Source organism: Rhodocytophaga aerolata (assembly GCF_030503435.1).
GTDB lineage: Bacteria > Bacteroidota > Bacteroidia > Cytophagales > 172606-1 > Rhodocytophaga > Rhodocytophaga aerolata.
Window position 1 is genome coordinate 41,861 of sequence record NZ_JAUKPO010000022.1, and the last position, 21,477, is coordinate 63,337.

At 39.0% G+C, this 21,477-nt stretch carries 23 protein-coding genes and 1 pseudogene; 16 read left to right on the forward strand and 8 right to left on the reverse strand.

Annotated elements, in window-relative coordinates:
- Window positions 1–118: 118 nt before the first annotated feature.
- Complete coding sequence (locus tag Q0590_RS26050; protein WP_302040570.1) at window positions 119–280, reverse strand: hypothetical protein; 162 nt, start codon at window positions 278–280, stop codon at window positions 119–121.
- Between the two features lie 539 nt (window positions 281–819).
- Between Q0590_RS26050 and Q0590_RS26055 the strand changes: the two genes are divergently transcribed.
- The 3 genes from Q0590_RS26055 to Q0590_RS26065 all read left to right on the forward strand — a co-directional run bounded on the left by Q0590_RS26055 (window position 820) and on the right by Q0590_RS26065 (window position 2,918).
- A complete protein-coding gene (locus tag Q0590_RS26055) occupies window positions 820–1,278 on the forward strand; it encodes a hypothetical protein (protein ID WP_302040571.1) in 459 nt (152 codons plus the stop codon).
- A gap of 926 nt (window positions 1,279–2,204) precedes the next feature.
- On the forward strand, window positions 2,205–2,354 hold the full coding sequence (locus Q0590_RS26060; RefSeq protein ID WP_302040572.1) for a hypothetical protein: 150 nt from the start codon (window positions 2,205–2,207) through the stop codon (window positions 2,352–2,354).
- Between the two features lie 384 nt (window positions 2,355–2,738).
- On the forward strand, window positions 2,739–2,918 hold the full coding sequence (locus Q0590_RS26065; protein ID WP_302040573.1) for a hypothetical protein: 180 nt from the start codon (window positions 2,739–2,741) through the stop codon (window positions 2,916–2,918).
- Window positions 2,919–3,418: 500 nt separating this feature from the next.
- Here the strand turns inward: Q0590_RS26065 and Q0590_RS26070 are convergent, their stop codons facing one another.
- The 3 genes from Q0590_RS26070 to Q0590_RS26080 form a co-directional block, all read right to left on the reverse strand.
- Entirely contained in the window at window positions 3,419–3,853 is a 435-nt protein-coding gene (locus Q0590_RS26070) for a hypothetical protein (RefSeq protein ID WP_302040574.1), read from the reverse strand.
- 200 nt (window positions 3,854–4,053) lie between these two features.
- The gene (locus Q0590_RS26075) at window positions 4,054–4,188 is read right to left on the reverse strand and encodes a hypothetical protein (RefSeq protein ID WP_302040575.1); all 135 of its coding nucleotides are present in this window, start codon (window positions 4,186–4,188) and stop codon (window positions 4,054–4,056) included.
- A 299-nt stretch (window positions 4,189–4,487) separates the two neighbouring features.
- Window positions 4,488–4,793 (reverse strand): hypothetical protein, encoded by a 306-nt coding sequence (locus tag Q0590_RS26080; protein WP_302040576.1) that lies wholly within the window; start codon window positions 4,791–4,793, stop codon window positions 4,488–4,490.
- 272 nt (window positions 4,794–5,065) lie between these two features.
- Here Q0590_RS26080 and Q0590_RS26085 point away from each other — a divergent pair, with 272 nt between their 5' ends.
- The 8 genes and pseudogenes from Q0590_RS26085 to Q0590_RS26115 all read left to right on the forward strand — a co-directional run bounded on the left by Q0590_RS26085 (window position 5,066) and on the right by Q0590_RS26115 (window position 9,825).
- Window positions 5,066–5,929, forward strand: a complete 864-nt coding sequence (locus Q0590_RS26085) for a DUF6624 domain-containing protein (protein ID WP_302040577.1) — start codon at window positions 5,066–5,068, stop codon at window positions 5,927–5,929.
- 106 nt (window positions 5,930–6,035) lie between these two features.
- Window positions 6,036–6,296, forward strand: a complete 261-nt coding sequence (locus Q0590_RS26090) for a hypothetical protein (protein ID WP_302039917.1) — start codon at window positions 6,036–6,038, stop codon at window positions 6,294–6,296.
- A gap of 152 nt (window positions 6,297–6,448) precedes the next feature.
- Window positions 6,449–6,682: a DUF433 domain-containing protein gene (locus Q0590_RS26095; protein ID WP_302040578.1), complete on the forward strand. Its 234-nt coding sequence runs from the start codon at window positions 6,449–6,451 to the stop codon at window positions 6,680–6,682.
- Window positions 6,683–7,024 (forward strand): DUF5615 family PIN-like protein, encoded by a 342-nt coding sequence (locus Q0590_RS26100; RefSeq protein ID WP_302040579.1) that lies wholly within the window; start codon window positions 6,683–6,685, stop codon window positions 7,022–7,024.
- 146 nt (window positions 7,025–7,170) lie between these two features.
- Complete coding sequence (locus tag Q0590_RS26105; RefSeq protein WP_302040580.1) at window positions 7,171–7,956, forward strand: porin family protein; 786 nt, start codon at window positions 7,171–7,173, stop codon at window positions 7,954–7,956.
- A gap of 500 nt (window positions 7,957–8,456) precedes the next feature.
- Complete coding sequence (locus Q0590_RS26110; protein ID WP_302040581.1) at window positions 8,457–8,645, forward strand: hypothetical protein; 189 nt, start codon at window positions 8,457–8,459, stop codon at window positions 8,643–8,645.
- 15 nt (window positions 8,646–8,660) lie between these two features.
- Window positions 8,661–8,930 (forward strand): annotated as a pseudogene (locus tag Q0590_RS37610) (type II toxin-antitoxin system RelE/ParE family toxin); the annotation flags it as partial.
- Window positions 8,931–9,387: 457 nt separating this feature from the next.
- A complete protein-coding gene (locus tag Q0590_RS26115) occupies window positions 9,388–9,825 on the forward strand; it encodes an OsmC family protein (RefSeq protein ID WP_302040582.1) in 438 nt (145 codons plus the stop codon).
- A gap of 380 nt (window positions 9,826–10,205) precedes the next feature.
- Here the strand turns inward: Q0590_RS26115 and Q0590_RS26120 are convergent, their stop codons facing one another.
- The 4 genes from Q0590_RS26120 to Q0590_RS26135 all read right to left on the reverse strand — a co-directional run bounded on the left by Q0590_RS26120 (window position 10,206) and on the right by Q0590_RS26135 (window position 13,635).
- Complete coding sequence (locus Q0590_RS26120) at window positions 10,206–11,720, reverse strand: RICIN domain-containing protein (protein ID WP_302040583.1); 1,515 nt, start codon at window positions 11,718–11,720, stop codon at window positions 10,206–10,208.
- A gap of 823 nt (window positions 11,721–12,543) precedes the next feature.
- Window positions 12,544–12,936 (reverse strand): DDE-type integrase/transposase/recombinase, encoded by a 393-nt coding sequence (locus Q0590_RS26125; protein WP_302040584.1) that lies wholly within the window; start codon window positions 12,934–12,936, stop codon window positions 12,544–12,546.
- Complete coding sequence (locus Q0590_RS26130; protein ID WP_302040585.1) at window positions 12,933–13,334, reverse strand: IS3 family transposase; 402 nt, start codon at window positions 13,332–13,334, stop codon at window positions 12,933–12,935. Before Q0590_RS26130 ends, Q0590_RS26125 begins: the two co-directional genes overlap by 4 nt.
- A gap of 28 nt (window positions 13,335–13,362) precedes the next feature.
- Window positions 13,363–13,635, reverse strand: a complete 273-nt coding sequence (locus tag Q0590_RS26135; protein ID WP_302040586.1) for a transposase — start codon at window positions 13,633–13,635, stop codon at window positions 13,363–13,365.
- A 624-nt stretch (window positions 13,636–14,259) separates the two neighbouring features.
- Here Q0590_RS26135 and Q0590_RS26140 point away from each other — a divergent pair.
- The 5 genes from Q0590_RS26140 to Q0590_RS26160 all read left to right on the forward strand — a co-directional run bounded on the left by Q0590_RS26140 (window position 14,260) and on the right by Q0590_RS26160 (window position 21,442).
- Complete coding sequence (locus tag Q0590_RS26140; RefSeq protein WP_302040587.1) at window positions 14,260–14,763, forward strand: UpxY family transcription antiterminator; 504 nt, start codon at window positions 14,260–14,262, stop codon at window positions 14,761–14,763.
- A 392-nt stretch (window positions 14,764–15,155) separates the two neighbouring features.
- On the forward strand, window positions 15,156–15,962 hold the full coding sequence (locus Q0590_RS26145) for a polysaccharide biosynthesis/export family protein (protein ID WP_302040588.1): 807 nt from the start codon (window positions 15,156–15,158) through the stop codon (window positions 15,960–15,962).
- Window position 15,963: 1 nt separating this feature from the next.
- Complete coding sequence (locus tag Q0590_RS26150) at window positions 15,964–18,330, forward strand: GumC family protein (protein ID WP_302040589.1); 2,367 nt, start codon at window positions 15,964–15,966, stop codon at window positions 18,328–18,330.
- Between the two features lie 33 nt (window positions 18,331–18,363).
- On the forward strand, window positions 18,364–20,199 hold the full coding sequence (gene asnB / locus Q0590_RS26155; protein WP_302040590.1) for an asparagine synthase (glutamine-hydrolyzing): 1,836 nt from the start codon (window positions 18,364–18,366) through the stop codon (window positions 20,197–20,199).
- 100 nt (window positions 20,200–20,299) lie between these two features.
- Window positions 20,300–21,442: a glycosyltransferase family 4 protein gene (locus tag Q0590_RS26160; RefSeq protein ID WP_302040591.1), complete on the forward strand. Its 1,143-nt coding sequence runs from the start codon at window positions 20,300–20,302 to the stop codon at window positions 21,440–21,442.
- Window positions 21,443–21,477 lie beyond the last annotated feature (35 nt).

The window sequence follows — 21,477 nt, forward strand, 5'->3', positions numbered from 1 at the left end:
AGCACATACCCGGTGACTAGTAGGTGATAAGCCAAGGGAAGCCAGGGATGGGGATATTGTGGTAGCTTTTATTAATGGAGAATGCTTGTCAAACAGCAGCGCTATGAGAAAGATGTTTTTATACCCGGAAAACAAAGGCTATCGGATCTATGAGGTAAAAGGTATGGACACCTTCCAGATAGTTGGCGTAGCAATAGCGGTATGTAGTAAGTTTGATTGCAAAAGATGATACGTACAGGGCTTTATTTATGTCTCTTCCTTTTTTTATACTTATAGCCATAGGTATGCTCAAAATTGGCCATCCTCATTCTGCTATTCATCCATATGCAGCCGATCACAACGGCTATAACCAGCATGAGATGACCAGTAGTTTCTAAGGCTTCCATAAGGATAAATCCGGGAACTGTGCGGTTAGGTAAGTGTAGTATTTTCGGATTAGAGAACTACTATTTTAGTACTACTTTTGGGCAGACTATCAAGGGTATCTGGCTCATAAAAGGAATTATTGGATTAATTCAGCTGCTCTAGTTATGCTTGAAGGTATTTGTTTTAAGCTAAAAAGTTTTGTTATTACATTATATTTGACAGACGTAACATTTCCTATCTACCGTTTAAGATTATTGTTAACAGGTGCATATATTGATAACCAAGGCACTTTTTTAGCCCTTCTTAGTGTATACTTGTTTCGCCTATTATAGAAATAGCCGTATGCTTCTACGGTTCTAGCTTGTAGCTTACATGCGATATAGGGAATGCTCAGCAGAAAGCTGTTACAATGACAGGGGTAGATCAATTAAGTAAAAAAAATGATCTACTGACATGAAATCTTCTTTGTTACTGCTTATTGCATTCCCTATTTTAGTTTCTTGCAACACGCCCGAAGTGGCTCCGAAAGAAAAAACAAGTGTTGAATCGCCTCAGGCAGGCAGCTCTATTACACAAAGCCCCATGGTGGGACAGTATGTTAAAATCAGCCCTGAGTCCAACATATTTTTACCAAAAACTATTGATATAGAATTTGTAGAAAAAAGCCATCAGATTCTGCTCAAGGAGGGCGCCTTTGAACTAATTTCCACAGGTAATGCAGCCTACCTGCACAGCAAGCAGGATCTAGCCTTTGCCCCAAGAAGCATAAAAAGCGTAGAGATCATCCATGACTGGCAGCTTAGCACAAGTGGAGAAGATACGTATCGTTTAATTCTTACCTACTGGGGAAATGATATTCAAAGCCAGCCGACCAAGCAGGTTGCAGACTATAAAAAAGCTCTTTTAAAGTAATTTATTGTTTCGGCTATAACATATGGAAGAGTCCCTCTAGTAGAGGGGTTTTTTTTGTCTACTATTAGTATAGTCGTTTTTTACTACTTACAGGTACTAACCCCTTGGGCTTATTCAATAGCTTATCCATAAAGACGTTATAGGTAGGAATCTGTATTGAGTTTAGATCAATAAGCTAAACGTAAAAAGCCTATCCAGGAATCATTTCCGATTCCTGGATAGGCTTCTTTATTGTGTTTTTGTCAAAATATAAAAAGGTGCTAGGTAGAATGAAAGCTTCTTTTTGCTTATCTTGATAGAAACAAACCTTTACCTCCGACGTCCAAACTTTTCTCTAGCAGAAGCTATGTGCTTTTCCTGCTCCTTAGCCTTTGCTTTTTTAGCTGTGAACAGCTGAAAGAAATCATTAAACCTACCCATCTTAAACCAATAGCTGATACCTGCCGGATCAAAACGGAAAATGGGATAGAGTATATCTAGGATCAAGAAGGCAAGCTGGTGAGGTGGGAGGAGCCTGGGGAGTTCTCTTTTCCAACGGTTTTTACATATAAGGAGAAAGATCAGCTACTACCCTACTACGCCGCAAATGTAGCAGGCAATGATACGGTTGGGAGTTTTAGCTATGATTCGCTGGGCCGGTTAAAGCACACTTGAGAATATCGATGGCCAGGTAGTGACTTATATAATCAAACCTTCACCTATAAAAAGGATACGATTATCGTGGATTTTGAATATACCAGCTATGAAGGACACATTTATTCTTACTATCAAACGGTGCTGATCTTCAAAGATGATAACCTGATGCAGGTTTATTGGTTGCCTAACGAAACAAATACTCGAGAACTCATTGACCTCACCTATACCAGTCTCCCCAATAAACCTAGAAATCAAAAGAGGCCATTGTCTTTCAACTATACCCTAATCCATTGATAAGCAAAAATCTGCCTGCCACCACCAGACATACTCAAGGAGAAGATCCACCCGCAGAATTTAACTGGATATTAAACGAGCAGGGTTATCCACTGAATGCTAGAGTAAATAATGATTTAATTTATACCTATGCGTGTGAAGAGTAAGTGGTTAAACGCTAAGATAGGGAAGGCTTTTTTCATTTAAAGCAAAAAAGAAGGACGCATAGCCTCCTTCTTTTTTCTGATTACTGGAATAATTAAATTTATGAAATAAACCGAAAACAACTTAACCCTAAATAACCCATTCCAATACATGTATTTCCTAAACCCACTTCTAAGACGCATTAGGGAAAGCTGAAGATATACCCAATTCTCAATTTAGGTATTTGCCGAGAGAGGTTGTTAATAGTACCTAGAAACGCAGCCTTACATGCTTTATACCTAGCTGATTTTTAGTACTTATTTTAGCTAGATTTCGGGTTTCTACTCTCGTATACTTTTGGTAGGTAGTTACCTTTGTAGGAGTAGCAATTAACTACCCGATAACATATGGGAAGGACTGAAAGACCGCAAGCATTGCTTTTAGAAAGAGAGGCTATTCTTAGGCGGCTCTCTACAAGTATGGAAGTAAGCATACGGTTAGTGGAGAAGAATAAGCAAATCATTGCCCAAGCCGCTCACCTGCGAGCAAAAGTGGCTAATCAGCTAAGGGAATTTTCTCATTTGTAAGTATAGATCCAGTATGCTTGCTCTACAGCTGAAAAGCTTTTCGGTCGCTGAGGTGAAGCAAAGCTTGCGGCACGATATAAAGAGATTTTTTGTTTTCCGTATTTGTCAGACCTAAACCCGTATTTATAATCATTGCTTGGAAAGCCATTAGGCGCTTAGTTAGATATTATTAAGGGTTTGTTACCTGCACCACAAAAGAGCCTTTCCTTTAGAGAGGCTTTGTTATTTACCGTCTTTTGTGTTTAGGTATATATGGTGAATAGGTTTCTTATCTGATTGTATTGTTCTGTTCATAGCCCCTTTCAAATCGGTGACGTGCAGTTACGCTGCCGGCACGACATAGAGGGGCTTTTTTTATGTTCACTCCTTTAGGCTTTTAGTTGCAATCGAATATTGTTTTTTAGGAAATAATACGGTTGACCCTTAGGTGTAGAGATAATAGATGATTATCGGCGCCATACTGCGGCTAAGCGATAGGGGAAGGCTTTTTTTGTTGAGACTTAGGGAGTAAAAGCCTTTATATAAACTTTAGTTATCCTGCCTTCTCTATCTCCATAAAAAGCCACTTCTGCTAGTCCGGCTATCTGGTAGTATCTGACTACTCCTAGATTTGCAATATTGGCTGCAATGAATCTGACTCCAAGAAAAGAGATTAACTCTTCGAGTAGCTTGCTTTGTTTGCCATCTACGATAATCCAATCCGCCACATTCTCCATATAGACAATTTCAATTTCCCCTTGATAGTAATAGGCCTTTGTCCATTCTAAAGAGTCCCCTATTTGTCTTATGCCTACACGCATAGGAAGGCCTAGCATCCCTTCCACTGCTTTGCGATTTCGTCCAACAAGGTCTGCAATAGCATACACAGCGGTATATTTTTTATATAAGCGAGTAGATTTAGTGCAAAAAATAAAGAGTAAGGCTATCGCAAGCATAGGTGTAGTAGCCTATTTATATCAACTCAGGCGTAGCTACTGTATTTCACAAAATGCTTGCCAGCTTATGCTGCGGATCACTAGATCTGAAACGGTCTATCGATCCATTATTGTGTAGCTGCTGACTGGAGAAAAACAAGTATATATTATACCTAATCATTGATAGGGTTGAAAGGTACTTGTAGCGACAGAAGAGAAGTTTATTGCCGTTTTCGTTTCTTCATACCATAGCCATACATCCGTTTGCTTCCTGTCAGGCGATATTTCTTGAAATTTACCCAAAGGACAACGAAAACAAGTACCATCGCAAAAGTAATATTGCCTATGTTTTCCATGATTTCCATACAGCTAAATCCGGGAAGTAAGGATGGAGGTAACAACAACATCCCCTTCCTGATGGGAAAACTGTTTGGTTATGCCCATGTAATGCCTTTATTTGCTCTGTAGTTCTCCATGAGAAACTACTAATAGTATTAGAATGAATAGTACCAGGTGTGGCTACTACGACTCCTTCATCGTTGATAGATATAACTAAGCTGTATACCCTTCCACTCGATATCCATTGCTAATATACCTGAAAGGATCTATCCTATTGGTTATATCTTTCTCCTGGCCAGGATCCAAATCAAACTCATTATTTACGTCCCACATACGATATACTGGTACCGGTACGAACTATAGGTAGGTAATCTGAATATGGTATTTTAAGGGGAATGTTGATATGACCTGTATTGACCTTTTTAACTCCTTTAGCAGCCGATACCTTATATTCTAAATTTTCATCTTGAACCGACTCTAGACCTGTGCTAAGAAATTTAACACCAAATACTTTTGCATCTATCGTAGCTTTGAATTCACCGCTCACCTCAAGAGTATCCTGATTGCTGATTGTTTTTCCTCTTCGTTTGATAGATGCTGTATTTGGTCCTTTAGGAAGCACAGGGGTAAGAGCTGTACCATTTAATGGTCGTAAAAATAGCTTTAGGTATTACAGCTATGCTATTCACTATGATAAGCATGGGCGTTCTATGGAAGGCTTAATTACTTTACCTTGATTCTGTTTTGGGTATTTGTTCTTGGTTTCCAACACTCAACTAAATAGCCATTTATTCGGGATTTGTTTCGGGTATTTAGGTATATTGGCGTACACCCGAACCTATTTTCAACTGTTTCGGGTATACACATGTTTGCCACCATTTTAAATAGATATTAATGAATAAAATAGTTTTAATTTTAATGATTTCTGTTTTCTCTGCGGTTTCTTGCAATAAGAGCAGTAATTACAAACCTCAAGGATTAAGAAAATTAAGCGACACGGAAATCATAGAACATGCCAAAACTGGAAACTACATAAGTGAAAATACAATATTCAAGGATAGTGTAGGCAATATTGTTTCCAGAGATGAACTTCGTCAAATGAACACCGAAGAAATTTTCGGAGATCAGTATGTAAATGCTGATAATAAGATAGTAGAGGTAGTACTAAGAAAAGCCACCAATGAGGATAAAGCATTAATAAAAAAGCTGAAAGAAGGTTTTGAAATTGAGGATGAAGCTGTCACCATTATAGATATTGATTGCTCTGAAGTAGAGAAAATTTTAGAGGCTGTTTACCAAGTTGACCAAGATAATCGCAAAGGGGGAGTAGTAGCAAATACTGATATTGACAAGGAGAACCAGCAAATTGTGGTAAGTACGATTGAAAAATGTGGTTTTCCATCGGTTGAAAAGCATGGAAATAGGAGTGTAGAAGCCGTATTTCTGGTGATCCAGCATGCAGGAAAAAGTTTAAGAGAAAAATACTTTCCACAAATTAAGAAAAGTGCAGATCAGGGTGATCTACAGTGGAGTCTGGTTGCCCTCATGGAGGATAGGATGTTGATGGATAGAGGAGAAAAACAAAAGTATGGCTCCCAGGTTCAAAAGAAGAATGGAAGTGACAAATGGAGCTTGTACCCAATCGAGGATCCGCAAAATGTAAATAAAAGGAGGGCGCAAGTCGGTTTAGGCCCCATTGAAGAGTATTTAAAACATTTTGGTATTGATTATAACACAATAAATGAGAACGGTGGCTAACACCTGCTTCGCCTATTAGCTGCCTGCTACAGCAAAGGCTAACGCTTGAAAAGCTCGCCAAAAGGGAAGCGGTGATCCATTGTGCTCAAGATAAAAAAGAAAGACTATGATAAAAGGAGTCAATTTAGCCTACTACGAAAAGAAAGACTGGGCTCGCTTTCTAGAAATGATTGACGATAAAGGAGCTATGCATGAAAAGTGGGAGGATTGGTACAAAGAATATCAGAAGGTGAAAAAAAGGCTGAAGGAAGAGGGATTTGCTGTTAGAGAAGTAAAAATTGATATTGATGAGCTGTATCGCTATTGCCAAACTCGAAAGATTGCCTTAGATGGCAAAGCACGTTCTCAATTTGCGCAAACCAAATAAAGGATAAAAGAAAAGCCAAGGGCACAACACCTGCTTGGTCCTCTCAGCGGCCTTCCACAGCAAAGGCTAACGCTAGAAAGGCACCCCGCAGGGAAGCCGTGCTCTGTTGGGCGAGAGCAAAAAAAATGATATATTAGATAAAAAATAGTAGTATGGAATATATAGCTGATAGAATCACTATTAACGAGAAAGTGTGTAATGGTAAGCCAACAATTCGTGGTAAAAGGATTACCGTGCAAACAATTTTAGAATTTTTGGGTGCAGGGGAAACAATTGAAGAGATTCTGCATCAATATCCGAGCCTTGAAAAGGAAGATATTACAGCCTGTATCCAATTTGCCTCTCAATTAATGAACCGCAGTTATATCATTAAATCGGTAGCCTAGATGCCTAAATTTTTGATAGATGCAAACTTGCCTTATTATTTTTCACTATGGAATAATGCTGATTATATTCATCAAAAAGATATCAATGATGAATGGGAGGATGAGCAGATTTGGCAGTATGCCAAGGAAAATAATCTTGTCATTATAACCAAAGACAGTGATTTTTCAAACAAAATTTTACTCAAAGAACCACCACCCAAAGTTATTCATATTCGGTTTGGCAATATGAAAATGAAAGAGTTTTTCAACACGATTACAGCTATCTGGCCACAAGTCATTGAAATAAGTAATACGCATAAACTTGTTAATGTCTTCAAAGACAGAATTGAAGGGATTGATTGAGAAGCCCTCGCCCAATATTAAACCCAAGCGCCAACTTTGGCACAACCGCGCAAAGCTTTACACGAGCCAAAAGTATGCGTGGGTTCATGTTCATTATATGACAGTAATAGAGCTAGAAGAAATAACAATATGTTCAAACTTAGTTTATGAATAAACAACTCTTAGTTTTTGCCTTTTGCTTGCTTAGTTTAGTCTTCCCAAGTAGTGCACAAGTATCCTTGATCCCTAAAGTAGGTATGAGTTTTGGCACCTATCAAGTAAATAAAGTGGAAGATAGTGAGTATGTGGTAGGCTTTGCAGCAGGGCTTGGTATACAACTGCCTATTCCACAGAACCCCATCTTCTCCTTTCAACCAGAAGTGAATTATATCCAAAAAGGCACTCATTATCGAAAAACCGATACTCCCACCAACACACCTGTTGATTTACCCCTGCAGGTTGAAAGTAGAAATAGACTCAACTACCTAGAGATTCCCTTACTTGCTAAAGTTACCTTGGGTAAGGGGGCACTCAAGTATTATTTTATGGCAGGCCCCTCTATAGGAATTGCCTTGGGTGGCAACTACAGGAGTCAACTAACGAATACAAGTCAAACACTTATCGAGCAAGAAGGCAAAATACGATTTAAACAAAAACCTGCTCATTATACTGGCCAGGATGCCTTTTTTTATCCGGCGGGGTATAACCGCCTAGACGTAGGTATACAAATAGGGACAGGCATAGGCTTGCAGGTAGGCAACGGGATGCTGCTAGCCGAAGCCCGGTATGGACGAGGATTAACTTATTTACTTAAGCATCATATCATGTATATTAGAGAAACTCACCCGGATTTTGGCGAGATAAAAGTTGAGTTTGACCGACCTGCTGATATGAAAAGTCGCACATTTGTTATCAGCCTGGGCTATATGATTGCCTTTGGTAAGATCAATTAAAGCAACCCATAAAAATCAAAGAAAAAACCGGCATATAACGTCAAATTCAAGCCGACAACCGGTGCCCCATAGCTTACAGGCTCAGCACAGCACACGGTTTGCGGTAATTTTTGAGCCATTGTGTGTAGCCGGATTCTCAAGCTCTATTAATGAGTACGAGCATACTCCTTTGAGGATGAAGGATTATCTAGTGGAGAAGGAGGTAGTTACCTGCTTTGTGAGAGCAGAAGGCAACCCTATGATCGGTGCCTAGCATTTTTGATGGAACCATGTTGGTAAAAGATGCTGGCAGTTAATAAGTCAATAAAAGCCCCGGATGGGGAAAGTGTGGTCGCTTCTACTTATGGACTTTGTAATTCAAACAACCCAATTAGAATCTTTGTCCTTTTCTTGCGTATTATCTGCCCGCCTAGAATAGTATCTTGCTATTACTCCAACTATTAGCTTCGATTAAATAAATTTGTATTTTCTGCGTATATTTAAGAAAACGCAAGCTAGTTATGAATAAAAATAGAGTAATTGAAACGTTAGAGAGTCTTCCGGATGAATTTGAAACAGAAACACTAATTGAAAAGCTGCTATTTATTGAAAAAGTTGAAAAAGGCATAAAAGATGTGAGGGAAGGAAAGACAATTTCTTTACAAGAAGCAAAAAGTCAGTTCGAGACCAAATGGAGCAAAGAAAAGTAAGTCTTTGAAGAGACGGCTTACAATGACTTAGAAAGTATAGAAGCCTACATTAGTCAAGACTCACCTACCATAGCCCGTAACTTCATCAATTTGATTTTTGATAGAATTGAACGCTTAGCTACCTATGCAGAATCCGGTAAAATAATCCGTGAATTTAACAATGAAAATATCCGAGAGTTACTTTTGAAGAAATACCGCATTGTCTATCAAATCATCAGTGAAAAGGAAGTAGTTGTATTAAGAATAGTACACAGTTCAAGGTTATTAGACTTAGACATCGACTGACAACTTCCACTGTTAAAGCAAGTGGGAGTTGTCAGAGTCTCATTAGCTACTTGAAAAGATTACCGCATACTAAAAAAGTTGAATCCGCTGCTTGACTTCCTGCCTGCAAATTTTATCATTTGCTGGGCTACATGAATAATGTAGCAGGCTAGCTTTTACTCTGTGACTATTTTGTAAGGTAGTCACGCAGTAAACCTCTGCCTTTGTTTCCTGCAAGGTATAAACCGGGCTTTCAAGCACTGCTTGAGAATATGAGCACGCTCCTTTGAGGATGAAGGATTATCTAGTGGAGAATGATATGGCAACTTGCTTTGTGAGAGCACAAGGCAACCCTATGATCGGTGCTAGCATTTTTGATGGAATCATCCTGGTAGTAGATACTAGTAGTGGATAAGGCAATGTGTGCCTGAAATCTTGTAGATTACGCTTATCTGTTAATCATCTAAATTCTATCCCCATGAATTCTACGATAGTTAAAAGCATCCAGGTAGTTGTAGAAAAAGATTCACTACTTGCCACCATTCACGCAGGTAAGCACACCTTTCTCATTGATGAACCCCTAGAGGCAGGCGGCAGCAATCAGGGGCCTGACCCGTATGAGGCGCTGCTTGGAGCCTTGGGAGCCTGCACAGCCATCACCCTGCGTATGTACGCTCAAAATAAAGGCTGGCCCCTAGCGCGTATTAGCATACGCTTAGGGCATCAGAAAAATTATAGCCTGGATTGTCAAAATTGTGAGCAGCCCTCCTCGAGGCTAGAGGTGATTGAAAAAGTGCTCCTGTTAGAAGGAGATCTATCTTCTATGCAACTAGAGCGGCTAAAGAACATTGCGGATAAATGCCCGGTGCAAAAAACATTGTCTTCAGGACTTATGATCCACTCTGTCCTTGCTTGAGATCAGTTACAGCAGGGGAGTAGGATAGTGTTTAGCTGATGCTGTTTTCTAAGCTATTAGTTACTTGCAACGATCAGCGGTAGCTAGCTCATTGTAAAAGCTATTTCATCTTTGATCAAAAATTCCCTAGCCTATGTGTCCCTAGCCTAGGTGTTTTACTACAGAAGGCAAGCATCTTTTCGCTCTTGCCTTCTGTATTTCTCCAATAGAAGAGGGATATGCTAAATAAAGCCAGGATAGACTTTATTCCATAATTCCTTGCGCCTACTTGATCAATTTAGCTTTGAGGGAAGCTGTTTATCCTTTCACTCTTATCAGGTATCCATTAGCTTTACTACCCTTAATCTAGTTACAAGCAGCCGGATAGGGGCACAGGCAGATCAGCTGGCGGCAATGAACTGAAAAAGCTGATTATTGCCGCCATGCCAGGGATACTGCACCATTCTTGCTCCGTTATCCAGGCTCCCTCCATGTACATCCAGATACATGCCGGAATGTTTGAGGCGGATGCGGTAATGGTCGCCGATTGGCTCAATGGCAAACTGCTGGTTATCTCCTCTATGGCACTCCCACTGCTGAAGCCTGGCAAGGGGACTTAAGGCAAATCCTTCCAGGTCCAGGCATTTTCCGCTGTGCTTGGCCCGGATGCAGACATAGCCATCGGGCATGGGCTCTACAATAAACCGTTGGTTATCTCCCCCGTGCCGGTCAAACTGGATAAGCGGACGCCCATTGTTTGCACCAGAAAACCAGTCGATGTTGACATCAAATACTTTTCCGCTATGCCGGGCTTGAATAATATACGTGCCGGGTCCTTTGTAGCCGCCAGTGCCGTAATGGGTTCCAGGGTCAATTCCAGAAACAAGGTCTATATTAACCTCACTACTTGTCGCAGGAGCAAGGGTTGGGAGTAGTATCCAGTGTCCATGCTCAGAAAGGTAGCTCACGCCAAAGCGGTACCTGCCTGCTTGTTCCCCAAAGCGTTCGATCACCTTATGTAGCCTTACTTCCTCTCCGGGAGCAAGCGTAGTGATGGGAAGTCCCGTGCCTAGATCCCCATCGCGGTTACGGTTTTGCGGGTCCCGTGCCCAGAGAAGCAGGTGCCGCAGATGCGCCGGATGATCGCCATAATTTCTTATAGTGGCCTCTATCTCCAGGCGCTCGCCAACCTGCCGCAGGCCATCTCCTATAGGAGCACTCACCCGGATGCCGCTTGCCATGCCTAGATCCAGGTAGGTAGGCCTGGAAGCCTCCGTTAACAGATCCGGAACCAGCGGATTTAGCTCCAGCTGCACAAAGTAGCTGCCATAGCTAAGGGCTGTGTGGCTTTCTTGTCCGCTTCCATGCTTATGCACAATGCGTTCTCTGCCTGGATCTGCTTCTAGCATCATTTCTTGATCGGGATGGTTTGGATCATAGATGTAGATACGCAAGGGATTTTCCTCATAGCCATAGGCCAGTACCTGGTGGCCAATCAGGTTGCCCCGCTCGCTGCTGCGAAGGCCTAGCAGCAGAAACTGATTATGATCAATGGCCCGTTTAATGCGGTCAAAGTCGCCCACCGAGGCCCGGTAATGGTCGCGCAGCACGTCACTGTCCGAGAGCCAGGGCCAGGAGGGAAAGAAGAAGCCGGCGGCACTGGCAAAAGAACCCATTTGTTGCCAGAAAATATACTCTCTCAGGCGGCCTCCTTCCGGTGGCAAATCATCTAAGGTTCCAAAATCATTCACCCCTTGCTTATGGGTGGGAACCGGCAGGCTGTGCCGGTAGTAATTAAAAGCGGCCAGGGCCATCCCCCCACATAAGCCATAGGTAGTAATGGGGCCGACATGATTGGTAAAATTATTTACGAAATGAAATCCGTCTCGGCTGGGAATAAAGCGTAGCTTGGGCATATACTTGTTTGTTAAAAGTTTGTTTGTTTAAAGTGAGAAGATTGTTAACTGGTTATAAGGGCTTTCAATAATAAGCGCATTTGTAATAGAATAGAGATGTAATAGAATAGAGATAGGATCAACAGGGTGTGATCGCTACGATATGCTATATGTTTACCCTATTCGAAATACGTACTATGTTTGATATACTAGAGCATTCGCGTATAGACATTTAGTATGTATCTAGTTGGGTATAGGCATTTAGTATGTATACATTTAGGTATGCTTTTAAGTATAAGCAATCCGAATACCTGTAAGCTTTAGACTACTACCCCAATGATGGAGCCTGAAGCTGTTAACTTTCTTCTAAGGCAATGCGACAAGTTCGCGAAGGTCTGTCTAGCGTCACTGACTACCTTGTTGCCTAGGAGTTAATTGAAATTAGGGATTACTAATTCTTTGCTCAATAGGTAACTAGTAGCTTGTCTTAAGATAAATAAAGCAACTAGCAAAAGGTAAACAAGGGACTAGGAAATATTTTGACAGGAATTTTTGTAGCATTTACTTGCCTTCACTATAATAAGTATTCAAAACACCAAATAGTAGCGTAAACGTGGCCAAGAAGCTATAAAAGAATGGGCACGTTATTTACTAGCCCAGCTATGATACATTCTGCTTGCAGGATTCTTTCTAGTTCTAACTAAATATTGAGGTACTCCCCATTATTAGGACCAAAAATGGGTACTTGTTAATTGAAATTTTGATTCAGGCGCTGTTAGCTAATGAACCCAAATAAACTGAAACGGGTAATTGCCTTCCGATACCTTGATGGTACTTTTGATAATTATATCTTTGGAAGAATTCCTTCAGCCCTTGGTATAACTGCCAGCCATCTTCGGGCGGAGTAATGTAAACAGGTGAATCGTTCATGATTCACTTCATATTTTACTGTTCGCCATAACCTTTCAATATATACATTATCAACAGCTCGTCCTTTCCCATCCATACTAATGAGAATCTGTTGCCCCTTGAGATGCTCTACCCATTTTTTACAGGTAAACTGACTGCCTTGGTCAGAGTTCACTATTTGCGGCTTACCATAATAGGCAAGAGTTGTCTGCAATGTCTCTACCACCCAATCTGCATCCATATTATTAGAAATATCCCAACCTACCACAAACCGGCTATAGACATCAATGATAGCCACCAGGTACATGGACCTGAAATAAGATTTCATCTTAGGTCCAAGCCTTTCGCCATAGGGATGTAGGTGATGTCTATTTGCCAAACCTGATTACTTTCAGTAATAGGTAAATTCTTCAATAAGTAGGGGTAGATGTACTCAACTTTGCCTACTTTACTTAAATTTGGTTTGGGAAAAATGGCCATGATTCCCATTTTTCGCAGTAACCGCCTTATCCGCTTGTGATTAACAATATACCCCTGGCTGCGCAGATAGTCCTGCATTTGTAATACACCTTCTGTTGGATAACCCAGATACCGCTCATCCAACAAACGCATAATACGCAGATTTTCCTCCGTTTCCGGCACTGCTTGATAGTATAGCACGCTTCGGTGCAGTCCTAGTAATTCGCACTGTGCCCGAATACTCAACTCACTTTTTGTATCGATCATTGCTTTCAGCTCATTTAGCCCAGTTTCTTTAAGCTTTTTTTAGAAACTCATTCTCCAGCTCTAATCTGCCAATCTTGGCATATAACTGATCGGGATCGATCTGCTCCTCAGATTGGGCATCGGCAGATTTTTCGAATACCGTGGCAGCTCTACTCAGAAAGTCTTGCTTCCATTTACCGATCATTGTAGGATGAACCTCGAAGCGTTTGGATAATTCCGCTAGTGTTTCTTTTTCTTTAAGAGCTTCGATAGCTACTTTGGCTTTGAAATTTGATGTGTACTGTTTCCTTTTTGCTTTCATTTAACCACTATTTTAATACTTGTTTTTCAACTTAGCTAGTGGTCCGATTTCTGGGGAGTAGCACATATCTATCAATATATAATATCTATACAATATATAGTCACTAGAGCAGGACGAGAGGAAATTCTGTTTTCCTTTGTGAGCTAAAATAGCTTTAGTCTAAGAGAGCAGATGGAGGCTTTTGTTTCAAAAATTACATGCAGTAAATCCAATGCTAAACCTACAGGTAAGGAAAAAAGTGCCAAAAAAATACCTAGAATTAGGTATTTTTTGCCTAATAAAAAATGGGGAACTTTGTAAAATGGGCTTTAAAAGCCTTGTTACCTTTTACAATATTCACTCATTAATGAAAGCGTACAAAATAGAAGCGTTTTTGCATTAGAAAGATGTAAAATAAGACAAAAGTAAGAGAGAGGAAAAGGTTACAGGTTTTATCTAAAGAAATACCGGATTCATCGAAATAGTACATAGATCCCTATAAAAAATAAGTAATTTCATAACTCTGCTCATAAGAGAAGCGAAGCAGAGACTTTTACAAATTATTCCAAAAGGAAACTCTAGGCGTACAAAATAGACCAGCAAATAAAAAAATCAACGGTTAGAGCCATTATTTAAACGAATTCCATGAATTGGTTTGCTATTTACACAAAGTCCAAATTCGAAAAGAAGGTATATTCTTTACTTTTGGAACAATCCATTGAAGCCTACCTTCCTTTGCAAAAGAAACTTCATCAGTGGAGTGACCGCAAAAAATGGATAGAGTGTCCCCTGATAAATTCCTACGTATTTGTGCGCATAACAGAGAAAGACTATTTCCGGGTATTGAATACTCCAGGCGTAGTGTGTTATGTCACCTTTTCTGGTAAAGCAGCCCCTATCCGCGATGCTGAGATTGATATATTGAAGCGGATTCTATCTGCAGATGTAGAGCTTAAATTTTCTACAGAGGATTTGCAAATAGGAGAAGAGGTAGAGATTATTTCAGGAAAGTTGCTAGGATTACAGGGAGAATTGGTGGAATATAAAGGAGGTAAACGAGTAATTGTGCGAATTGGAAATACTGGTCATAACTTACTGCTTACCATACCTACAAATCATCTTCGAAGGCGTTTAGCCTTGGCAAGCTAAAGCTAGGAATGTAAAAGGAAATAAATAAAATATGTATTTTTTAGTGATTAGAGACTTGTAGAAGGTGGAGTGTAAGTGAAAATTATCTATTAAGATATTGTTTTTCTACAAACAGAAAGATTCTTATAAATTAAAGAAGAAAAATGGCTTGCCTTTTAGTAGGTAAAAAATTTAGATGGCTTTGCTTGAAGCAAAATAACTATTCACTTTTAGGATACAGAAACATATAGCGTAGGTATTGCCTAACCAAAATTTGTTCTTAATAGGTACATAACAAATGTGACCCAAAGGGCGAAGCTTTGAGAGGTAGTAAATTTAAGAAAAAGTATTTTGTGCTGTTTTGTCTACGGAATAGTTTTAAATTAATTGCAACGAAACAGAAAAATATTTAGATGTTAATTAGAAAAATAATACAGCGCAGTTTGCTGTACAAAAAGATATTCAATAAAGCTTTTTTATCACTTTATTTAAGTTATATTCTTCTATTTTTAGCCTTTGGCTGTGTACCAGTAGGAAAACAGAAATATATGCAGGATCGAAGACATGATACGGCTCCTACGATTAATGCAAAAGAATACGCACTTATGATCCCAGAGTACAAACTAAAAGCAGATGATATTGTATCAGTAGAAGTATTCAGCTTGACACAAGAAAAATTTAATTTTTTAGGAAGCACTCCAAAAATGGAGCTAACCGTAAATCGGCAAGGAAATATTGAGTTACCGGTTGTAGGAGATTTAAAAGTAGCAGGATTGACTGTAGGGCAGATGCAAGAAAAGATAAAGGAGCTAACAGCTGATTACCTAAAGAGCCCAAAAGTGACTGTTAAGCTTGTAAATTTTAACTTTACTGTGCTAGGAGAAGTAGGCGATGAGGGAACTTTTAAAGCAGATGGTGGAAACTTAACAATACTCCAGGCCATTGGGCAAGCGGGCGGATTAACTGAGTTTGCAGACCGCGCTAGCGTACGCATCATCCGGCATGATCAGGCCACAGCCAGCGTATACAAGGTAAATGTTTTAGAAGATAATATCTTATTATCAGATAGATATTTTATTCAACCTAATGATGTAATCTTAGTAGATCCTCTAGCAAAGAAGAACGCAAGAACTACTACAAGTAACTTGACTTTAGGGCTATCTATTTTAGGAACAATCAATAGTGCTTTTATAGCCTGGCTTTTCATCTTATATCGGTAGTATGACCACTAATCAGCCTCAAGCAGATTCTCAGGATAGCCTGTTTAATGTGCAGAAGATTCTCTTTAGCCTGCTCAGTAATTGGTATCTGGTGGTGATTTGTCTTGTTTTTTTTGGAGGAGTTGCCTACTTTATTGACCGCTATACCAGGCCAGTGTATACATTGAGCTCCCTTGTATACGTCAAACCTGATAATGATAAAAGTAACATATCCAGCATATTATACGGAGAGGAGGCCTTTAGTCCATCCAGAAATCTTTCTAATGAGATCATTTTTTTGAAGTCTCATTCTTTTATAGAAAAGACGCTTACAGATTTAGATTTTGGGGTGAGTTATTTTAAGCAAGGCAAATTTGTTGTATCAGAGCTTTATAAGAATAGTTCAATAAAACTAGTGATAGATACATCCTCTACCTTTATTCCGTATTATACTCAGTTTACGTGTACCATTAAAACCGTGAGACGCTATATTCTCTCTACGGAGGATGAGCAATTATCTGGTATTTCTGAAAAGATGTATGAGTTTGGCGAAGTAGCTGAATATAAAGGGTTTAAATTCATTATTAATTTGCAAAAAGAGCACATTACGCCAGATGAAGAAGTGCTTTTTCATATTAATCATATAGATGGCCTGGCAAATCACTACAAGAATGCCCTATACATAAATCCTGTAGGTAAGGAAGCTTCAGTATTAAAGCTTTCTATAGAAGGGAATACACCTGAAAAAGAGAAAGATTTTCTTAATAAGCTTTGTGCAAATTTCATTGCTAATAACCTGTATGAAAAAAATAGCATGGCTAGCAAAACAGTGGATTTTATCAATCAAATGCTAAGCCAGAACAAAGATTCGCTATCTACTATTGAGAATAGGTTAGAGCGTTTTAAAGGCAATAATTCTGTAGTCAGTGTGCAAGAGAAAGGTAGTCAATTGATGGAGGAAATTAAGCAGTTAGAGAAAGATAAGGCCACCCTGCTAAGTGCTAACCAGTATTTTACACACTTAGAGGTCAATCTGCGGGACAATGAAGAAAGTCAGATAGTTATTCCATCCTCTTTAGGCTTAGAAGATGCTACCTTGAATAATGTAATTGGTGAGTTAATCACCTTGCAGACAGAGAACCGTATCCTGAAAGCGGATAAAAGATTGAAAAATCCCTATATAGATGTAAATAATCAGAAGATTGCAGAGTTAAAAAATAGCATCTTCCAGAGGATACGCAGCCTAAAAGCGATCAATGACTTAAAGCTAGCTGATATTAACCGCAGTGTGAATAACTATGTGAGCTCACAGAAAAAGTTACCCTCTGCTGAAAGGGAATTTAACAACATTTCTAGAAATTATACAATTAGTGAAAGCTTGGTGCAGTTTCTGATGGAGAAAAGGGCAGAGGCTGCTATTACAAGAGCTTCTAATGCCTCAGATTACCGCATGGTAGATGCAGCCAGGATTGAGAGCGGCCCGTTGAAGAAAAAAGTATTTGATTACAAACTCGCTCTACTTGCCGGCTTAGCTATTCCAATTGCTTTAATAGTGCTATTAGATCTATTAAATACGAAAATTAATTCCAGAGAGGAATTAGTAAAACTAACTCCTATCCCTTTGTTAGGGGTGGTCGTACACGGTACAGGTGAGAAGGTTCTAAGTGGAACGCGAAATTTAAAGAATGCCTTATCAGAATCGTTGCGTTCGGTGCGTTCAAATTTAAGCTATCTCACTGAAAATAATGGAGAGTCTAAGGTTGTGCTTTTTACATCTTCTATTAGTGGAGAGGGGAAATCTTTTTGTGCAATTAACTTAAGCCATATCATTGCTATATCAGGCAAGAAAACTTTACTAATCAACGCAGATATGCGCAAGCAGGATAACTACGACATAGAGCTTAATATTAAAAACAAATTTGGCCTAAGTACTTATCTATCTGGTATGTCTATCCTGTCAGCAGTTATCCAGCCAACTGAGTTAAACCACCTGTGGGTAATACCTTCTGGCGATTTACCGCCTAATCCTTCTGAACTTTTGCTTAGCGGCCGCATGAACCAATTACTTGCTGAGCTTAAAGAACAGTTTGATTATATTATCCTTGATACGCCACCTGTTGGAATTATTGCTGATGGCCTGGAACTAATGAAACAATCAGATATCAATATCATTGTCGTGAGGCAAGGCTACACGAAAAAGGCATTTCTTAATTTTATCAATGAATTATATGCCCAGCAAAAGTACCGGAATATGGCACTTGTGTTCAATGATGTAGATATAAAAAAATCAGGGCACGGATATGGGGTAGGCAATTACGGATATGGCTATGGATACTATATAGAAGATAAGCAGAAAGCTAAATGGTGGAAGAAAACAGTTACTGCCTAAAACAGTATTTAATAATAGTATACATAGATATATATGTGTAGAGTTGCAGGTACTATACTCTCTAAAAGACTTTCTTTTCAGGATAGCTTATCAATAGATAATCCTTTTAAAAATACTGTTTATCGGATGATAAGCAGTATGGCGCATGGTGGACCTGATGATGAAGGGTTATATGTAAGCAGCGAATCCACGGTTATATTTGGGCACCGTCGGCTTTCTTTGCTTGATCTAAGCCCTGCCGGCCATCAACCTATGAGCACAGCCGATGCAACAGTAGTGATTAGTTTCAACGGAGAGATTTACAATTATCAGCAGTTACGTAGTGAATTAATAGAAAAAGGCTATACATTCAAAAATAATACAGATACGGAAGTCATTTTAAATGCCTATAAAGAATGGGGAGAGGGAGCTTTTTTACGTTTTAATGGCATGTTTGCCTTCGCCTTACATGATATACAGACAAAACAAGTCTACTTGGTAAGGGATCACTCTGGAATAAAGCCTTTATATTATACTACCCAAGGGGAAAGACTAACATTCGCTTCGGAAGTGAGGGCATTTGCGCAGACAGACCTTGTTATAGAGGAACAGCCCGAATGGAAGATTTACTTTTTATCTTTAGGCTTTATTCCAGAACCTTATACCACCTATAAGAATGTATTTATGCTTCCTAAAGGACACTTTCTGAAGTGGGATGTAGACAGTGGAGAGTACAAAGTCAAACAATATTTTAGGTATACTTTTTCATCTACTATTCTTTCAGAGAAAGAAGCCACACAATTAATAAGGGAAAAACTGGAGGCTTCTGTTAGAAGACACTTGATCTCTGATGCACCAATAGGCCTATTTTTAAGTGGAGGTATTGATTCAAGCTTATTAACGCTGTTGGCTAATAAAGACATAAAAGATAAGCTACACACGCTTTCCATTGTGTTTGATGAAGAACGATATACTGAAAAAAAATATCAGCAGCTAATCATCGACAAAATTAAAGGTAATCATTCATTTTACAGAATAACCAAAGAAGATTTTGAAAGGAGCTTAGTAGATATTTTGCAAGCGATGGATCAGCCTTCTATGGATGGAATCAATACGTATTTTATCTCTCGGTGCGCTAAAGAAGAAGGCTTAAAGGCTGTCCTCTCAGGCTTGGGTGCAGATGAACTATTAGGTGGTTATCCTTCTTTTAAAAGGGCTCATACATTTACTTATACTCAATATTTACCATCCTTCTCTTATCGGTTAGGTAATTTTTTTATTAATGATAAGCTTAAGAAAACGCCTTTTTTGTCTTTAGAAGGCGATATGGGAAAATATCTATTCTTACGAGGGTTAATTAACCCGGATACTGTAGCAGATATTTTGGAGATAACAGAAAGAGAAGTACTTTGGAGCTTGCAGAAATTAAATACTACTAATCGTTTTAATGAATTAGGACCTGGAAATTTTGCCAGCTGGATAGAGACTAATTTTTATATGCAGAATCAGCTTTTGAAAGATTCAGATGTGATGAGTATGTGGCATGGAGTAGAGATTAGGGTACCTTTTTTAGATAAAGAATTAATAGAATTAGCCTTCCAAATTCATCCTAAAATAAAGTTTGGAAAACCGCAGGCAAAATGGCTTTTAATTTCTGCTTTCAAAGATATATTGCCTGAGCCAATATGGAACAGGCCAAAGCAAGGATTTGAGCTTCCTTTTAATAAATGGATGAAAAAAAACGAGTTGATGCTGCAAATGCTTCATAGCCCAAATAAGACTGTTCGCAAACTAACCATAGATTTTGAGCAAGAGAGATTGCAGTGGTCACGTTTATGGGCTATGGTTCTAAGTGAAAAATGGCATCACCAATCAGCAGTGAGTGTGTAATAGACTGATTAAGTAAGCGATACGAAGAACCTTTATGGATGCATGCTTATTTAGAAGTAAACAAAATATATTGAGCAATTAACTGAATTAACAATTGATCTTGCAGACGCTGTTTTTATATCTTAGTGCTTTTAAAGGAATGGGTGGAATTGAAAAATTCAACAGAGCTTTTATGAAAGCACTCCATGAGGAGATAGTGACTCTAGAGGGTAATGCAGAGGTGCTCTCTTGTTATGACGATCTTGCAGACCCTGCATACATTCCTCATTCGCAATTCAGTGGATATGGTGGAAATAGGTCACTTTTTACACTACATGCCTTAATTAAAGCAGAAAAAGCAGATCTTATTATTTTAGGACATATTAACCTGGCTATTGTTGGTTTGCTAATAAAACTGCTATTTCCATCAAAAAAGGTTTTTTTAATTGCTCATGGTATTGAGGTATGGACGATTCATTCTTATATTAAGAAAGCACTGATCACGAGAGTTGATAAAATTCTAGCTGTAAGTGAGTTCACAGCAAATAAGATATTAGAGGGTAATCCTTATATAAATGAAGAGAAGATTAGTGTTTTTTATAATACCTTAGATCCATTTTTTTTGCCACCCCTTGATTTTGTAAAGCCTGTTTATCTTAAAAATCGGTATGGATTATCTGATAAAAGCAAAGTCATTTTAACGGTAGCAAGGCTTGTAAATACCGAGCAGTATAAGGGATATGATAAAGTAATTCAAGTAATGCCTCAGGTGTTACAAGCAGTTCCGGAGGCAGTATATCTACTTTGCGGGAAATACGACAGTGAAGAAAAAGCACGTATAGGAAAATTGATTCATGACAATAAGCTAGATGGGAAAGTAATCATGCCAGGATTTATTGCCAATGAGGAGCTAATAGATCATTACCTACTAGCAGATGTATTTGTTATGCCTAGTAAGAAAGAGGGATTTGGTATTGTGTTTATAGAAGCTATGGCTTGTGGGGCAGAAGTTATTGCTGGTAATCAGGATGGAAGTACAGAAGCACTGTTGCATGGAAAGCTTGGTAGGCTAATAGATCCGGATAACGAATTCGAGATACAGCTTGCGCTAATAAATAGCTTATATTTCAACAATACAAATAAAAGATCTCTCCAGCAGGAAGTTCTATTACATTTTGGTTTTGCAGCTTATAAAAGGAGACTTAGACAGATACTAAAAAATAAAACTATTAACAAAGAAAGTATCTCCTCGATGAGGAACTAGTAAATTCAATAAGCCTATTATAATTATTGTTAAAA

Excerpts from the sequence above, each read along its gene's own strand:
- Q0590_RS26055 (WP_302040571.1), top strand. The coding sequence starts at position 820 with ATGAAATCTTCTTTGTTACTGCTTATTGCATTCCCTATTTTAGTTTCT.
- Q0590_RS26085 (WP_302040577.1), top strand. The coding sequence starts at position 5,066 with ATGAATAAAATAGTTTTAATTTTAATGATTTCTGTTTTCTCTGCGGTT.
- Q0590_RS26140 (WP_302040587.1), top strand. The coding sequence starts at position 14,260 with ATGAATTGGTTTGCTATTTACACAAAGTCCAAATTCGAAAAGAAGGTA.
- Q0590_RS26075 (WP_302040575.1), bottom strand. The coding sequence starts at position 4,188 with ATGGAAAACATAGGCAATATTACTTTTGCGATGGTACTTGTTTTCGTT.
- Q0590_RS26100 (WP_302040579.1), top strand. The coding sequence starts at position 6,683 with ATGCCTAAATTTTTGATAGATGCAAACTTGCCTTATTATTTTTCACTA.
- Q0590_RS26090 (WP_302039917.1), top strand. The coding sequence starts at position 6,036 with ATGATAAAAGGAGTCAATTTAGCCTACTACGAAAAGAAAGACTGGGCT.
- Q0590_RS26095 (WP_302040578.1), top strand. The coding sequence starts at position 6,449 with ATGGAATATATAGCTGATAGAATCACTATTAACGAGAAAGTGTGTAAT.
- asnB (WP_302040590.1), top strand. The coding sequence starts at position 18,364 with ATGTGTAGAGTTGCAGGTACTATACTCTCTAAAAGACTTTCTTTTCAG.
- Q0590_RS26145 (WP_302040588.1), top strand. The coding sequence starts at position 15,156 with ATGTTAATTAGAAAAATAATACAGCGCAGTTTGCTGTACAAAAAGATA.
- Q0590_RS26050 (WP_302040570.1), bottom strand. The coding sequence starts at position 280 with ATGGCTATAAGTATAAAAAAAGGAAGAGACATAAATAAAGCCCTGTAC.
- Q0590_RS26065 (WP_302040573.1), top strand. The coding sequence starts at position 2,739 with ATGGGAAGGACTGAAAGACCGCAAGCATTGCTTTTAGAAAGAGAGGCT.
- Q0590_RS26150 (WP_302040589.1), top strand. The coding sequence starts at position 15,964 with ATGACCACTAATCAGCCTCAAGCAGATTCTCAGGATAGCCTGTTTAAT.
- Q0590_RS26125 (WP_302040584.1), bottom strand. The coding sequence starts at position 12,936 with ATGAAATCTTATTTCAGGTCCATGTACCTGGTGGCTATCATTGATGTC.
- Q0590_RS26115 (WP_302040582.1), top strand. The coding sequence starts at position 9,388 with ATGAATTCTACGATAGTTAAAAGCATCCAGGTAGTTGTAGAAAAAGAT.
- Q0590_RS26070 (WP_302040574.1), bottom strand. The coding sequence starts at position 3,853 with ATGCTTGCGATAGCCTTACTCTTTATTTTTTGCACTAAATCTACTCGC.
- Q0590_RS26110 (WP_302040581.1), top strand. The coding sequence starts at position 8,457 with ATGAATAAAAATAGAGTAATTGAAACGTTAGAGAGTCTTCCGGATGAA.
- Q0590_RS26120 (WP_302040583.1), bottom strand. The coding sequence starts at position 11,720 with ATGCCCAAGCTACGCTTTATTCCCAGCCGAGACGGATTTCATTTCGTA.
- Q0590_RS26105 (WP_302040580.1), top strand. The coding sequence starts at position 7,171 with ATGAATAAACAACTCTTAGTTTTTGCCTTTTGCTTGCTTAGTTTAGTC.
- Q0590_RS26130 (WP_302040585.1), bottom strand. The coding sequence starts at position 13,334 with ATGATCGATACAAAAAGTGAGTTGAGTATTCGGGCACAGTGCGAATTA.
- Q0590_RS26135 (WP_302040586.1), bottom strand. The coding sequence starts at position 13,635 with ATGAAAGCAAAAAGGAAACAGTACACATCAAATTTCAAAGCCAAAGTA.